The sequence below is a fragment of the Castellaniella sp. genome (assembly GCF_034675905.1).
Classification (GTDB): domain Bacteria; phylum Pseudomonadota; class Gammaproteobacteria; order Burkholderiales; family Burkholderiaceae_B; genus Castellaniella.
Window position 1 is genome coordinate 336,138 of record NZ_JAUCCV010000002.1, and the last position, 14,991, is coordinate 351,128.

Consider the following 14,991-nt stretch of genomic DNA (forward strand, 5'->3'; position numbering starts at 1 on the left):
AGCCCCGCCGGCCTGTTATTTTTTGTAGGGTTCCAGCAACGCCCGCTGATTTTCCAGGCGATCACGCAAGGCGCGGATACGCATGTCCAGGCGCGACTGTTCGTAGAAATCCTGAGACAGGCGACGCGCCTGCTGCAGATGTTCCATGGCGGTCGGCAAGGCGCCCGTCTGCTCGAAATAGGAGGCCATCGCCTCGTGCGCCTCGACCTTGGCGCCCAGCCGCTCCAGACTGCCGGCCAGCAGCTGCTGGAATTCCGGCGTATCCGGCCACTGCCGGATGACCGCCCGCAGGAAATCCACCGCCGCCTTGTCCTGACCGTCAGCCTGCAAGGCGCGCGCCCGCTCGTCGGCCACCCCCTGGCTATGCGGCCAGCGCTTCGAGGCAGTGGCGGCGGCATCCACTGCCACGGCCAGGCTTTGCGTGCGCGCCAGACGAATATCCAGCATGTCCGCCTGCGGGGCCGACTGCAGGGCCCGAACCGCATCCAGCTGCTGCCGGGCCGCGGCGATCTGGCCGGCCTTCCAGTCCAGCCAGGCCAGACCGTACAAAGCCGCCGCTTTGCGGCTGCCCTGCTGTTTGCCCGCCTCGCTCTTGAAGGTCTGGCGCAAGCGGTCTTCGTTGCCGCGCCCCTGGATCAGCGCCAATCGCGCCCGGACGAACCAGAATTCCGGGTCGGCCGGCGCAGCCACAGGCGAGAGTTCGGAAATCCGGTTTTCAATGTCGGACAGCCGCTGGATAGACAAAGGATGCGTCGACGCATACCCGCCGCCCGCCCCTTCGTTCAGGCGCGAAGCATTCATCAGCCGCCGGAACATATCCAACATGCCGCGAGGGTCGAAACCGGCCTGCCGCATCATCTGGAACCCGGCGCGATCAGCTTCCTGTTCGGCGCTGCGGGAAAAACCCAATTGGCGGTCAATCGTGGCCGCCTGGCCGAAGGTCGCCACTCCCATAGCCAGATCCCCCTGGCCCGCCAAGGCGGCCAACAGGGCGCCGATCAAACTGGCGACCATCAAGCCGGTCCCTTGGGACTGCTGGGCAATCCCCCGGGCGATGTGGCGCTGCATGACGTGACCGATTTCGTGCGCCAGCACGCCGGCCAGTTCCGACTCGCTCTGGGCGCCGACCACCAGACCGCTATTGATGCCGATGTACCCCCCCGGCAAGGCGAATGCGTTGATGGCAGGATCGCGCACGGCGAAGACGGTGATGGTCTGGGCCAGCGGCTGGGGCGCATGCGATGCGAGCTTGCGCCCCAGATCCGTCAGGTACTGATTGACATCCAGGTCTGCGATATACGTCGGATCATGGCGGCCTTGTTCCATGATGGCCTGACCCAATGTGCGCTCGACCAGCGGGGACAATTCCGCCGATGACACCGCCCCCATGGACGGCAGCCCCATCGGCTGCCCCCAGACGGGCAAAGCGCAGGCCAGCGCACCTGCCAGGCAACCGATTCTTCCGATCCGGAGCAAACGGCGGTTCATGAGATCCCTAAGAGGCCGCGCGGGCCGATGGCCTCGGCACCCGGCGCTTGGGCGGCGGCAGGCGCCCGCGCGACGACAGGCGCATCAGCGTACCCAAGGCATACAGCAGCCCGAATGTTTCGATCAGGCCCGCCGGCACCCACATGATCAGGCCGCCGATGACCTGATCGTCCAGGGCGCTGAATCCGGGCAAAGCCCGGCCGCACAGGTCAAAGATCGGATAAAGATCGTAGCCCGTGAAGGCGATGACCGCCCCGGCCACCATCTGCGGCACCATGGTGAATACCGGAGAGAAAATCCGCCCGCCCGCCGTCAGGGCAGCCGGCGGATGCGGCCGCCGATCCAGAATCAGATTCCAGTAGAGCAGACCGCTGATCACCACCGACCAGTTCATGAAACGGTAGATGCGCCAGTCCAGCATGGAATAGAACTGCACAGTGGGTTCCAGCCAGATCAGCACCAGCAGGACGAACAGAAAGGGAATCAGGATGCGATGAGTGGCCAGGGCTTCCAGCTGGCGCACCGGACTGCGTAGCCGGGCCGCCGCCAGCCGCGTCCGCCAGCGCAGGGGCAGGCCGGCCCGCATGACCTGGCCGGGATAGGCGCCCATGATCAACAAAGGCCCCAGATGATGCAGGACCAGATGCTGCAGGCGGTGGATGAAGAACATGCGCTCGGCGTAGTAATCCACCCGGGTATGCAGGGAAAGATACAGCAACGCCAGACCGATCCAGAACAGTGTCTGGCGCACCCGTCCGACCCGGTGGACACGCAATCCGCGCAGGAACAGCCATGCCGAGGCCAGAAAGACCAATACCAGGGTGGGGGAAAATTCCCAGGGCTGCAGCCAGGCAAGCAGATCCATGAGACGGGCAGATGGCTCGGAAAACGCAATCCATCTAGTTTAAAGCATTCTAAAATGGGTGTTTTCCCCGACCCTCCGGCCCATCCATGTCTGACCCCAACTACGACGTCGTGATTCTCGGTTCCGGCCCGGTGGGCTGTGTGCTGGCCCTGAGCCTGGCCCGCAGCGCCCCGCGCCCGGATCGCATCGCCCTGATGGGCCCCGACCCGGCGCCCCGCGCCCCGGACCAAGCCATCGACCCACGCGCCCTGGCCCTGAACCACGGCAGCCGCCAATTTCTGCAGCACCTGGGGGCCTGGCCCGCCCGCGCGGCCGACATCCTGACCGTACATGTTTCCCAGGCCGGCCATCTGGGCCGCACCCTGATCGACCAGTCGGAACTGGGCGTCCCCCGGCTGGGCTGCGTCGTCTCCTACGATGAACTGCTGGAATCACTGCATGCCGCAGTGCAGCGCAGCGGCGTGCAGCGCATCACTGAACGCCCTGCCCGCCCGGCCCCTGGCCAGCCTGTCACGCTGCACCTGGGAGACGGCGCCGTCACCAGCCGCCTGGTGCTGATGTCCGATGGCGCCCGGCCTCAGGGACTGCACCGCGAATACGACCAGACCGCTGTCCTGGCCACCATCCGGGCCAGCCAGACGGCGCCGGGACGGGCGTTCGAGCGCTTCACCCGTACCGGCCCGCTGGCCCTGCTGCCCCATCCGGCCGGTCAGGATCTGTACAGCCTGGTCTGGTGCGTCCGGCCACAGCAGGCGCACGCACTGGCCGCCTTGCCGCACACCGCTTTCGACCAGGCGCTGCAAAGCGCCTTCGGCCAACGACTGGGCGCATTGCAGCGCCTGGGAGACGCACACACCTTCCCCCTGTCCCTGCATGCCGGCCCCAGCCTGCAAGGACAGGGCATCATCGCCGTGGGCAACGCCGCCCAGACACTGCATCCGGTGGCCGGCCAGGGGCTGAACCTGGGATTGCGCGATGCCGCCCAGCTGGCGCACACCCTGCAACCCTGGCTGGCAGCGCCCGAACAAGCGCTGCAGCCCCTGCTGGAACACTACGCCCGCCAGCGGCGGCTGGATCGCGGGCTGACGCTGGGCATCACGGACATGCTGCCGCGCCTGTTTGCGACCGACAACCCGCTGCTGCGCCATGCCGGCGGCCTGGGCCTGGCCGCCCTGGACCTGCTGCCCGCCCTGCGTATCCCGCTGGCCCGCCACCTGCTGCAAGGCCAGCGCTTGTAGTCCCGCCCCTGCCCCTACAATATCGCCCATGCGTATCGGAACCTGGACCCTGCCCCACCCGGTCTGCGCGGCCCCCATGGCGGGGGTCACGGACCGCCCTTATCGACGCTTGTGCAAAGCGTTGGGGGCGGCCTATGCCGTCTCGGAAATGGCGGCCAGCAATCCGCGCCTGTGGGATAGCGTCAAGACGGCCCGCCGCCTGAATCACGAAGGCGAACCCGATCCCATCGCCGTCCAGATCGCCGGCGCCGACCCCGACATGCTGGCCGAGGCCGCCCTGTTCAATATCCGCAAGGGCGCCTGCATCATCGACATCAACATGGGCTGTCCAGTGAAAAAGGTCTGCAACGTGGCGTCGGGTTCGGCCCTGTTGCGCGACGAAGCGCTGGTGGCCCGCATTCTGCAACGCGTGGTGGCGGCCTGCGCCCCGCACGGCATCCCTGTCACCCTGAAAACCCGTACCGGATGGGACCGCGACAGCCGCAATGCCGTGCGCATCGCCCGTCTGGCGGAAGACTGCGGCATCGCCGCGCTGACCCTGCATGGCCGCACCCGCTGCGACCTGTACACCGGCCAGGCCGAATACGACACCATCCGCGCGGTGCGGCAAGCGATCCGCATCCCTTTGATCGCCAACGGCGACATCGACAGCCCGGAAAAAGCCCGCGCGGTTCTGGACTACACTGGTGCCGATGCGATCATGGTCGGGCGTGCCGCCCAAGGTCGCCCCTGGATATTTCGCGAAATCGCCCACTACCTGGCCCATGGCGCCCATCTGCCGCCACCCACGTACGGCGAACTGCGCGAACACCTGCTCAGCCACCTCGAAGACCACTACACCTTTTACGGCGAGACCACCGGGGTGCGCACGGCCCGTAAACACATCGGCTGGTATCTGACAGGCCTGCCGGGGGCCGACGCACTGCTGCCCGCCATCATGACGCTCGACAGCACGGCGCAACAGTCCCTGGCGCTGCAGCGCTGGCTGGACGAGCAAGCCGCCGATGCACCCGCCGTTCCGGCTCTGGCCGTATTGCACTGACCTTTTCATTCAAGACCTTTTCCTGACCTTTTGCCTCATGCCTACCACGACGCCCCTGGAACAAGCCGTACGCGATCAGCTGGATCGCTATTTCGAAGACCTCGGGGATTCTGCGCCCAATGACATGCTGTCCATGGTCAATCTGTGCGTCGAACGCGCCGTGCTGCAGGTCGCGCTGGAACGCACCGAAGGCAACCAGACCCGCGCCGCCGACATGCTGGGCATCACTCGCGGCACCCTGCGCAAGAAACTCCAGACCCACCAGCTGACCGCCTGATTCTTTTTTCTTTCTCCCCCCCTGTTGCCATGACCATACAGACTGCATTGATCTCCGTGTCCGATAAATCGGGCGTCGTCGAATTCGCCCAGGCCTTGGCCCAACGCGGCGTCGCCCTGCTGTCCACCGGCGGCACGGCCCGCCTGCTGCGCGAGGCCGGCCTGACGGTCACCGAAGTCGCCACCCACACAGGATCCCCCGAGATCCTGGACGGCCGGGTCAAGACCCTGCACCCGCGCATCCACGGCGGCCTGCTGGCCCGACGCGACGATCCGCAACACATGCAGACCCTGAAAGAACAAAACATCCCGACCATCGATCTGCTGGTGGTCAATCTGTACCCCTTCCAGCAAACGATCGACAAGCCCGACTGCATCCTGGCCGACGCCATCGAGAACATCGACATCGGCGGGCCGGCCATGCTGCGGTCCGCCGCGAAAAACCACGGCTCGGACCAGGGCGGCGTCACCGTGGTCATCGACCCCGCCGACTATCCGCGCGTGCTGGCCGACATGGACGGCCCGGCGCACCAGCCATCCTATGGTCTGCGCCTGGAACTGGCCGCCAAGGTCTATGCCCACACGGCCGCCTACGACGGCGCCATCGCGGCGTACCTCAGCAGCCTGGCCGACCGCGAGCCGGCCCCGGCCCAGGTGCCGGCCCGCGAGACCTGGCCCCGCGTCCTGACCGTGCAGATGGAACGTCAGCAAGCCCTGCGCTACGGCGAAAATCCGCACCAAGGCGCGGCCTTCTATCACGACAAACCTATCGGCCAAGGCCTGCTGGCCGGCTATCGCCAGATCCAGGGCAAGGAACTGTCCTACAACAACATCGCCGACGCCGACGCCGCCTGGGAATGCGTGCGCAGCTTTGCCGCCGGCGCCTGCGTCATCGTCAAGCACGCCAATCCCTGCGGCGTGGCGCTGGGCGAGAACGCCCTGGCCGCCTACCAGCAAGCCTTCAAGACCGATCCCACTTCCGCCTTCGGCGGCATCATCGCGTTCAATACGCCGGTAGACGAGGCCGCCGCCCATGCGGTCAGCGCGCAATTCCTGGAAGTCCTGATCGCACCGTCCTATACCGGCGCGGCGCTGGCTGTCCTGGCAAGCAAAAAAAACGTGCGCGTGCTGGAAGTCCCAGCAGGGGCCGCGCGCAACGCCTTTGACGTCAAGCGCGTGGGCGGCGGCTGGCTGGCCCAGGATCCGGACGGTCACCCGGCCGGCGAATCCGACGTCAAGGTCGTCACCCGTCTGGCGCCGACCGCCACTCAGATGCAGGACCTGCTGTTCGCCTGGAATGTCGCCCAATATGTGAAGTCCAACGCCATCGTCTTCTGCGGCCAGGGCATGACCCTGGGCGTGGGCGCCGGCCAGATGAGCCGCATCGACTCGGCCCGCATCGCCTCGATCAAAGCGGAAAAAGCCGGTTTGTCACTGCAGGGTTCGGCCGTCGCATCGGACGCCTTCTTCCCGTTCCGCGATGGCCTGGACGTCGTGGCTGAAGCCGGCGCGACCTGCGTGATCCAGCCCGGCGGCAGCATCCGCGACGACGAGGTCATCGCGGCCGCCGACGAGCGCGGCATCGCCATGGTGTTCACCGGCACCCGCCACTTCCGCCACTGATGCGCATTCTGGGGGTCGATCCGGGCCTGCGGCGCACGGGCTTCGGCGTCATCGAGGTCCACGGCGCCCGGCTGCGCTATGTCGCCAGCGGCACCATCGTCGTGCCGCCCGCTCTACCGCTGTCCGACCGGCTGAAGGTCATTCTGGACAACCTGCGGGAGGTCGCCCGGGACACCCGGCCGGATCAGGCCGCCCTGGAAAAAGTCTTTCTGAACGCCAATCCGGCGTCGACCCTGCTGCTGGGCCAGGCGCGCGGAGCGGCCTTGTGCGCGCTGGCCGACAGCGGCCTGACCGTGCAGGAATATACCGCCCTGCAGATCAAGAAAGCCGTGGTCGGCACGGGTCGCGCCAGCAAGGAACAGATCCAGGCCATGGTGCGCCGCCTGTTGGCGCTGGACGGCGAACCCGCACCGGACGCCGCCGACGCGCTGGCCTGCGCCATCTGCCATGCGCATTGCGCTCCCTTGGCGGGCCGTCTGCAGGCCCTGGCGCCCGAGACTTTATCGCCGCGCACGCGGCGCCTGCGCACCGGCCGTCTGGTATCCTGAACACGCCGGGCGGCCCGCCGCCCCTTCTCCGAACCGCCATGTCCGCCCCGCACCACCAGACGTCCAGGAATCCATCATGATCGGCCGCATCACCGGCACCCTGCTCGAACTCAGCCCACCCACCGTCTGCATCCAGACAGGCGGCCTGGGCTATGAACTGGACGTGCCCATGAGCACGCTCTACAAGCTGCCCCCCGTCGGTCAGACCGTCAGCCTGCACACGCATCTGGCCATCCGCGACGACGCGCATGTCCTCTACGGCTTTGCGACCGCTGCCGAACGCAGCGCCTTCCGGGCGCTGATCAAGGTCACGGGCATCGGCGCGCGCACGGCTTTGTCGGTGCTGTCCGGCCTCAGCGTCGAAGACCTGGCCGACGCCGTGGATCAACAGGAATCCGGGCGGCTGATCAAGGTGCCGGGCATCGGCAAAAAGACTGCCGAGCGCCTGTTGCTGGAACTGCGCGACAAGCTCACCCCCCTGGCCGGCGCGCCCCGCGCGGACGGCGCCCCGGTCGGCACGAACGGCAGCGACGTCCTGAACGCGCTGCTGGCGCTGGGCTATTCCAGCGCCGAGGCGCGACGCGCCATCGGCGCCCTGCCGGAAGGCCTGGACGTGTCAGACGGCATCCGCCAGGCCCTGAAGGCGCTTTCCCGCGCCTGACGCCAGCATGGACGAATACGACATCCCCCTCTGGGACATGGACGGCGAACCGGTACAGGCGGCGCATCGGGTGGCCGAGCCGCCCCCGGTCCAATACGAGTCAGCCCTGGACGCCTTGAACGCCGTCTTCGGCTACGAGGCATTCCGGGGGGAACAGCAGGCCATCATCGACCATGTCATCGCCGGCGGCGATGCGCTGGTGCTGATGCCCACCGGCGGCGGCAAATCGCTGTGCTATCAGATCCCGTCCCTGGTGCGTCCGGGCACCGGCATCGTGATTTCCCCCCTGATCGCGCTGATGCAGGATCAGGTCGACGCGCTGCAGGAACTGGGGGTGCGGGCTGCTTTTCTGAATTCCACCCAGACGCCGGGCCAGGCCCGCGAAGTCGAACGCGCCTTTCTGCGCGGTGCGCTGGATCTGTTGTACGTCGCGCCGGAACGGCTGCTGACCCCGCGTTGTCTGGATTTTCTGGATCAGGGCCGCATCGCCCTGTTCGCCATCGACGAGGCCCACTGCGTCTCGCAATGGGGGCATGATTTCCGCCCCGAATACCAGGGCCTGAATCTGCTGGCGGAACGCTGGCCCGGCGTGCCCAGGGTGGCGCTGACCGCCACGGCCACCGCCGCCACCCGCAGCGACATCGTCACCTGTCTGGCGCTGCAGGACGCCCCGCAGTTCGTCGCCAGCTTCGACCGCCCCAACCTGTGCTACCGCATCATCGAAAAACAGGAGGTCCGCCGCCAGCTGCTGGATTTCATCCGCGCGGAACACGCGGGGGAATGCGGCATCGTCTATGCCTTGTCACGCAACCGCGTGGAACAGACCGCGGAATTCCTGGCGCGCAACGGCATCCCTGCCCTGCCCTATCACGCCGGACTGGACGCCCGCACCCGCGCCGAGCACCAATCCCGCTTCCTGCGTGAAGACGGCATCGTCATGGTCGCCACCATCGCCTTCGGCATGGGAGTGAACAAGCCGGACGTGCGTTTCGTCGCCCACATCGACCTGCCCAAATCCATCGAAGGCTATTACCAGGAAACCGGTCGTGCCGGGCGCGACGGCCTGCCGGCGGACGCCTGGCTGGCCTATGGCCTGCAGGATGTGGTGCAGCAGCGGCGCATGATCGATGATTCCGACGGTGATTCCCTACATCAGCGCCGTCAGGTGCGCCAGCTGGACGCCATGCTCGCCCTGTGCGAAACCGTCACCTGCCGGCGCCAGGATCTGCTGGCCTATTTCGGCCAAACGATCCAACCCTGCGGCAATTGCGACACCTGCCTGGAACCTCCCGCCGCCTGGGACGGGACCGTGGCCGTGCAAAAACTGCTGTCGGCCATCTACCGCCTGTGGCGCGAACGCGGCCAGCGCTTTGGCGGCGGCCACCTGATCGACATCCTGCGCGGTCAGATGACGGATCGCGTCAAGCAGCACGGGCACGACACGCTCAGCGTGTTTGGCGTAGGGGAAAACCTGTCGGTGGATACCTGGCGCAGCATCTTGCGCCAGGCCCTGGCCCTGGGACTGCTGACGGTGGATCTGGAAGGCTACGGCACCCTGACCCTGACAGAAGCCAGCCGCGCCGTGTTGAAGGGTGAACGCACCCTGATGCTGCGCCCCGTGGCCGTCAAACGCGCCAAGGCCAGCCGCCAGCGCACCACCACGGCCGCCCAGCTGGACGCCCTGCCGCCGGATGCCCTGGCCCGCTTCGAGCACCTGCGAGCGTGGCGCGCGCGCGTCGCCAAAGAACACAGCCTGCCCGCCTACGTGATCTTTCACGACGCCACCCTGCGTGAAATCGCCCTGCAATGCCCCGACAGCCTGGATGCCCTGGCCGGCATCAGCGGCGTCGGCGCCCGCAAGCTGGAAACCTATGGCGCCGACGTGGTGGCCTGCGTGCAGGAAGTCAGCGACTAGCCTGCCGGACGCCTGTCAGAACAGTTCTGTGCCGCCCCCGGCGGCGGGCGCTTTCAGGCCCAGGTGTTCCCAGCAGCGGCGGGTGGCGACGCGCCCCCTGGGGGTGCGCTGCAGATAGCCATGCTGGATCAGATAGGGTTCGATGACGTCCTCGATGGTGTCGCGTTCCTCGCCGATCGCGGCCGCCAGACTGTCCACCCCCACCGGCCCGCCATCGAATTTATGCACGATGGCTTCCAGCAGTTTGCGATCCATCAGATCCAGTCCCTGGGGATCGACTTCCAGCATGGACAAGGCGGCCTGCGCCGTCGCCATGTCGATACGCCCCTGCGCCCGGACCTCGGCATAGTCGCGCACGCGCCGCAACAGGCGGTTGGCGATACGCGGCGTACCCCGCGAACGGCAGGCGATTTCCGCCGCGCCTTCGGGCGTCATGTCGGCCCCCAGCAACCCAGCGCTGCGCCGTACGATATGGGTCAGGTCGTCGGCGGAATAGAATTCCAGCCGCGACACGATGCCGAAGCGATCACGCAGCGGATTGGTCAGCATGCCGGCGCGGGTCGTCGCCCCCACCAGGGTAAAGGGCTGCAGATCGAGTTTCACGCTGCGGGCCGCAGGGCCTTCACCGATCAGAATATCGATCTGGAAGTCTTCCAGCGCCGGGTAGAGGATTTCTTCCACCACCGGCGACAAACGGTGAATTTCGTCGATGAACAGAACGTCGTTGCGTTCCAGGTTGGTCAGCATGGCGGCCAGGTCGCCGGGACGTTCCAGCACGGGGCCGGAGGTCTGGCGCAATTGCACCCCCATTTCATGGGCCACGATATGCGCCAGCGTGGTCTTGCCCAGGCCCGGCGGGCCGAACAACAGCACATGGTCCAGGGATTCCCCGCGCTGGCGAGCCGCCGAGATGAAAATATCCAGCTGTTCGCAGACCCGCTGCTGGCCGACGTAATCGCCCAGTGATTTAGGCCGTAAGGCGCGTTCGATGGAGTCTTCGGTGTGTGATGCGACATCGGGGGCCACCAGCCGGGGTTCTGGTGTCCCGGAAGACAAGGAATCGGGTTGTATCGCCATAACACGCCGCGTCGCAAAAAGGCCTGACACAGCCGGACATCCGACTGTGCAAAATCACAGTATATCGTAAGGGTCCGACGAGGCCCCGTCCCTTACCGCCGCCGCGGCGACAGCACAAAGGCGTCTTCGCTGTCCACGGCCCGCTTCAACTGGGAATAGCGCTCCAGCAGATCCGATTTGTAGACCACCCCCAGCAGCTGCGCCGGCCGGTCGCGGCTGACGACGGGCAGGCGTTCGCCCTGGAATGCGCTGAATTGCGCCTGGGCCTCGTCCAGGCTCAGATCCAGATACAGGGGCTTGACGAAGTCCAGGCGCAGCACATCGCCGCAGGTCTTGGCCGCCACATCGATTTCCCCCAACATCATGCGGGTCAGATCCTGCTGGGCGATGACGCCCTGCCAGGCGTTCTCCTCGTCCACCACATATAGATACTTGACGGGATAATCCAGAAACATTTCCTGGGCCTGACGCACCGGCGTCGTCGTGCGCACCACGGTTTCCGCCGGTCGCAACAGGCTGTCCAACCGAGCCTGCCGCAGGCGCTGGCGCAGCGCCTGATTGTCCTCGTGATGCAGCGTGACTTCGTACATGACGGCTTGCGCCAAGCCGCGCGACACAAAATAAGCGATGACGCAGGCCAGCACCAACGGCAGCACGATCTGGTAGCTGAGCGTCATCTCGAACACCATCAGGATCGCCATGAACGGCGCGCTGGTGGCCGCCGCCAGAAAAGCGCCCATGCCCACCAGGGCGAACACGGCGCCATGCCCGGCCAGCACCGGCCAGGCATCACCCAGCACCTGACCGAACAACACGCCCAGGGCGCCGCCGACGAACAAGGTAGGGGTGAACACCCCGCCCACGGCGCCCGAACCCGCCGTCAGCGCCGTGGCCAGGACTTTGCACAGCAACATCAGCAGGACGGTCTGCCAAGCCCAATCGTTGTGCAGCAGAGACAGCACTACCCGATTGCCATTGCCGGCCATATCGGGCAATTGGGTCAGCAAGGCTCCCAGCAGCAGCCCCCCGAGCGCCAGGCGCAGCGGCAGCCCCAGCCCGGTGCGGGCAAACAGCGTCTTGACGCCATGGATGCAGCGCAGGAACTGGGCCGCTCCCACGCCGGCCAGTACACCCAGGGCCAGACAGGGCAGCAGCAGTTCGAACGGGATCGCCTGCAAGTCCGGCATGGGGTAGCGCGGTTCGTAGTTGCCGGTCAGGTACATGACCAGGCTGGACACGGCGGCCGCCACCAGCAACGGCCCGAAATTCTGGAAGGACATCGACCCCAGGATGATTTCGCCCACGAATACGGCGCCGGCCAACGGCGCCCCATAGGCAGCCGACACCCCGGCGGCGGCGCCGCAGGCTGCCAGCAGGCGCAGATGGGCGCTCTCGACCCGCAGCAAGCGCCCCAGACCCGACGACCAGAGCGCCGCCAGATGCACCATGGCGCCCTCGCGCCCGATCGAACCGCCCGACGCCACCGTACACAAGGAGGACAGGGAACGCAGCACCCCCTGCCCCAGGGACATGCGGCCATCGCCGATGGCGACGGCCTCCATATAGCTGGAATGCTTGTCACGCGAGACCCGGCGGGCCGCCACCAGCAAGAGACCGGCGCACAAGCCACCCACGGCGGGCACCAGCAGCCGCAAAGGCCAGGACAGACTGCCCATGACCTGCGTGATCAGGCCGGGTTGTTCGGCGAACAAACGCTGGATGGCATGGATGCCGGCATGAAAGGCGATCGTGACGACCGCCCCGCCCACCCCGGCCAAGGCGGCCCAGAACAACATGGCCGCCACGCCATCGGCCTGCGCTCGCAGATCAGGTCTTTGCATGAATCAGCCGTGAAAATCCGGAGGACTGGGGGGGCGCGAACGCCCCAGCATGCGCCAGTACACCCAGAGATTGAACATCAGCGCCACCGGAAAGGCGACGACGGTGGCCGACAGCGCCAGACGCAGGGTCACCACCGGAGCGGCCGCATCCCAGAGGGTGACCTCGTCCAGCACGACATAGGGAAAGAAACTGTATGCCAGACCGCCCAGCAGCAGCAGCAGGATCACCAGCACCAGCGCATAGGGCAGGGCCGTCGAGCGATAGCTATGCGCGATCATGCGCTGCAGGGTCATCTCCGTCAGCACAAAGCACAGCAGCAACACGCCCCAGATCAGCGCAACCGCATACCAATGATCGCCATCTCCCCATTTCAGGAAGACGCCGGCATTGGAAAAATCCAGCACAACCGACACCCCGATGGCCCCCACCGCGCTCCAGCGCAGGGTGCGCCGCGCCCAGCCGACGGCCCGGACCCGCAGTTCGCCCGCCTCGCGCATCATCAGCCAGGCGGCCCCCAGCAGGCTGTAAACCGCCACCGAGCAGATCCCCATCAAGACGGCAAAACCGGTATAACCCGCCCCGGTTTCGTAGGCGACGACGACCCGAGCCAGCAGATAGCCGTGGGAAAACGCCACCAGCACCGCCCCTACCCCAAAGCCGAAGCGCCATACCCCTTGCTGTTCCACCGGCGCGCGCAGACGCCATTCAAAACAGACCGAGCGCAATAAGGTGCCCAGCCCCAGCAGGGACAGCGGCAGATACAGGCGGCCCAGCGTCTGGGACCAGGCATAGGGAAACGCGGCCGCCAGCACGCCGATGCCCAGAAACAGCCAGAATTCATTGGCATCCCGCCAAGGCCCCAGCAGAGACAACATGCGCGGCCGCAAGGCTGCCGGCGCTACCAGGGACACGCAGCCCACGCCGATATCGAAGCCATCCAGCAGCACGCCAGCCACCAGCGTTGCGAAAAACACCCCCATCAATGCCAAAGGCATCCAGAATGCAGGGTCCTGCGCACCCAAGCCCACCAGGGCGGCGAGTGAATCGATCATGCGCGCCCCCGATGACGAGCCACCGGCACCACGCCGTAGCGCATCGTGTGACCCAATAACTGACGAAACCCCAGCGCCAGGGCGCCATACACCAGCACCTGCACCCCCAGGACCAGCCACAAGCTGTCCAGCGCCTGCACCGTGCCGATTTCACGCAGCGTCACCGTGCCGTAGATCGCATAGGGCAAGCTGCCCACCAGCAAATGCCCCCACCCGACAGCCTGCAGGACCAAGGCCGTCCAGGCCATGCCTTGCAGCCAGACGCGCCCGGAGTCCGTCAGGCTATCCGGCTCGAAACCCAGGCGACGCCCCCGCCACCAGGCCACCAACGCCATCAGCGCCAGCAAGCCCGTCAGGAAAACGGCCAGACGCGAACTGGCATAGGTCAGCCAGACGGGGGGACGCATGCCCATCAGATCATTCAGCCCCGGCAGCGTCGCGACCGCGCCGGCATCCGTTGCAGCCGCCCCGGACAACCAGCCCGACGGCACAGGCGGACCGGCCAGCACCCAGGCATTGCGGCCCGCAGGCACATCCAGCCAGGCCAACAGAGACAAGGGCTGAACCGGACCGCTCTGCCATTGCGGCACGACGGCAGCCACCCGCGCTGGCTGGACGGGCAACAACTGGCTGCCCAGCCAGGCCGCCAGACCGATCTGCAGCACCAGCGCCAGCAGCAGCAGCCGGGCGCCGCCGGCAAAGATGGCCCGATCGCCCTCGTCACTGGGCCGCGACCGCGTGCGCTGCGCGGTAATAGACAGCATCAGCGTTGCCGCCAGCATCAGCCCGCCTGATACCAATACGCCGAACAGCGCCGGCGCTGCGCCGCCCAGCAGCGCTGCCCAACTGCTGATTTGATAATGATTTTCCGTCAAGGTCGCGCCCACCGGCCATTGCAGCCAGGCCAGCAGGACCACGATCCACCAGGCGGTCAGCGATGTCCCCAACGCCACCATGCCCACGACCGTCGTGTGCGCCCGGTCGGACAGGGGCCGCTGGCCATACAGCATGGCGCCCAGAAAGCAGGACTTGAAAACAAAGGTGGTCAGGATGGCCATGGCCAGCAGCGGCCCGGCGACCTCGCCTGCCCGATCCATGAAGTCCGGCCAGAGCGTGCCCAGTTGCAGCAGCAGCGGCAGACTGGCCGCAAAGCCGATGATCAAGGCCAAGGCGTAAATGCGCACCCAGAAGCGATAAGCCAGCAACGCCGCTGCCTCGCGGCCCGCCCGCAGGCGCAGGACGAACAGCACCCACGCCAGGCCGAGCTCCAGCGCCAGGAAGAACAACATGAAGCCCAGTCCCAGATAGAACTGGGTCAGCGACAGTACCCACGCGGTTTGAGTCATAATGTGCGCTAGTTTATT

At 66.6% G+C, this 14,991-nt stretch carries 13 protein-coding genes; 7 read left to right on the forward strand and 6 right to left on the reverse strand.

Annotated features, from left to right (window positions below):
• Positions 1 to 15: 15 nt before the first annotated feature.
• Positions 16 to 1,488, reverse strand: coding sequence for a M48 family metalloprotease (locus tag VDP79_RS02755; protein WP_323016702.1), 1,473 nt, complete (start codon positions 1,486 to 1,488; stop codon positions 16 to 18).
• 7 nt (positions 1,489 to 1,495) lie between these two features.
• Entirely contained in the window at positions 1,496 to 2,353 is an 858-nt protein-coding gene (locus tag VDP79_RS02760; RefSeq protein ID WP_323016703.1) for a cytochrome c oxidase assembly protein, read from the reverse strand.
• An 86-nt stretch (positions 2,354 to 2,439) separates the two neighbouring features.
• On the opposite strand from VDP79_RS02760, the gene VDP79_RS02765 reads away from it, so the two are divergent.
• The 7 genes from VDP79_RS02765 (at position 2,440) to recQ (ending at position 9,656) form a co-directional block, all read left to right on the forward strand.
• Complete coding sequence (locus tag VDP79_RS02765; RefSeq protein WP_323016704.1) at positions 2,440 to 3,591, forward strand: FAD-dependent monooxygenase; 1,152 nt, start codon at positions 2,440 to 2,442, stop codon at positions 3,589 to 3,591.
• A 28-nt stretch (positions 3,592 to 3,619) separates the two neighbouring features.
• Positions 3,620 to 4,633 carry a tRNA dihydrouridine synthase DusB gene (gene dusB, locus VDP79_RS02770; protein WP_323016705.1) on the forward strand — a complete coding sequence of 338 codons (1,014 nt, stop codon included), beginning with the start codon at positions 3,620 to 3,622 and terminating at the stop codon, positions 4,631 to 4,633.
• 37 nt (positions 4,634 to 4,670) lie between these two features.
• On the forward strand, positions 4,671 to 4,910 hold the full coding sequence (locus tag VDP79_RS02775) for a helix-turn-helix domain-containing protein (RefSeq protein ID WP_323016706.1): 240 nt from the start codon (positions 4,671 to 4,673) through the stop codon (positions 4,908 to 4,910).
• A gap of 29 nt (positions 4,911 to 4,939) precedes the next feature.
• The gene (purH, locus tag VDP79_RS02780; RefSeq protein ID WP_323016707.1) at positions 4,940 to 6,532 is read left to right on the forward strand and encodes a bifunctional phosphoribosylaminoimidazolecarboxamide formyltransferase/IMP cyclohydrolase; all 1,593 of its coding nucleotides are present in this window, start codon (positions 4,940 to 4,942) and stop codon (positions 6,530 to 6,532) included.
• Entirely contained in the window at positions 6,532 to 7,080 is a 549-nt protein-coding gene (ruvC, locus tag VDP79_RS02785) for a crossover junction endodeoxyribonuclease RuvC (RefSeq protein WP_323016708.1), read from the forward strand. The genes purH and ruvC overlap by 1 nt, the downstream gene beginning before the upstream one ends.
• A 76-nt stretch (positions 7,081 to 7,156) precedes the next feature.
• Complete coding sequence (gene ruvA / locus VDP79_RS02790) at positions 7,157 to 7,741, forward strand: Holliday junction branch migration protein RuvA (RefSeq protein WP_323016709.1); 585 nt, start codon at positions 7,157 to 7,159, stop codon at positions 7,739 to 7,741.
• A gap of 7 nt (positions 7,742 to 7,748) precedes the next feature.
• Positions 7,749 to 9,656 carry a DNA helicase RecQ gene (gene recQ / locus VDP79_RS02795; protein ID WP_323016710.1) on the forward strand — a complete coding sequence of 636 codons (1,908 nt, stop codon included), beginning with the start codon at positions 7,749 to 7,751 and terminating at the stop codon, positions 9,654 to 9,656.
• A 15-nt stretch (positions 9,657 to 9,671) separates the two neighbouring features.
• On the opposite strand, the gene ruvB is transcribed toward recQ, so the two are convergent.
• The 4 genes from ruvB to VDP79_RS02815 all read right to left on the reverse strand — a co-directional run bounded on the left by ruvB (position 9,672) and on the right by VDP79_RS02815 (position 14,973).
• Complete coding sequence (gene ruvB / locus VDP79_RS02800; RefSeq protein WP_323016711.1) at positions 9,672 to 10,733, reverse strand: Holliday junction branch migration DNA helicase RuvB; 1,062 nt, start codon at positions 10,731 to 10,733, stop codon at positions 9,672 to 9,674.
• A 92-nt stretch (positions 10,734 to 10,825) separates the two neighbouring features.
• Positions 10,826 to 12,574: a ClcB-like voltage-gated chloride channel protein gene (locus VDP79_RS02805; RefSeq protein WP_323016712.1), complete on the reverse strand. Its 1,749-nt coding sequence runs from the start codon at positions 12,572 to 12,574 to the stop codon at positions 10,826 to 10,828.
• Between the two features lie 3 nt (positions 12,575 to 12,577).
• A complete protein-coding gene (locus VDP79_RS02810) occupies positions 12,578 to 13,627 on the reverse strand; it encodes a cytochrome d ubiquinol oxidase subunit II (protein WP_323016713.1) in 1,050 nt (349 codons plus the stop codon).
• Positions 13,624 to 14,973 (reverse strand): cytochrome ubiquinol oxidase subunit I, encoded by a 1,350-nt coding sequence (locus VDP79_RS02815; RefSeq protein ID WP_323016714.1) that lies wholly within the window; start codon positions 14,971 to 14,973, stop codon positions 13,624 to 13,626. The genes VDP79_RS02810 and VDP79_RS02815 overlap by 4 nt, the downstream gene beginning before the upstream one ends.
• Between the last annotated feature and the right edge of the window lie 18 nt (positions 14,974 to 14,991).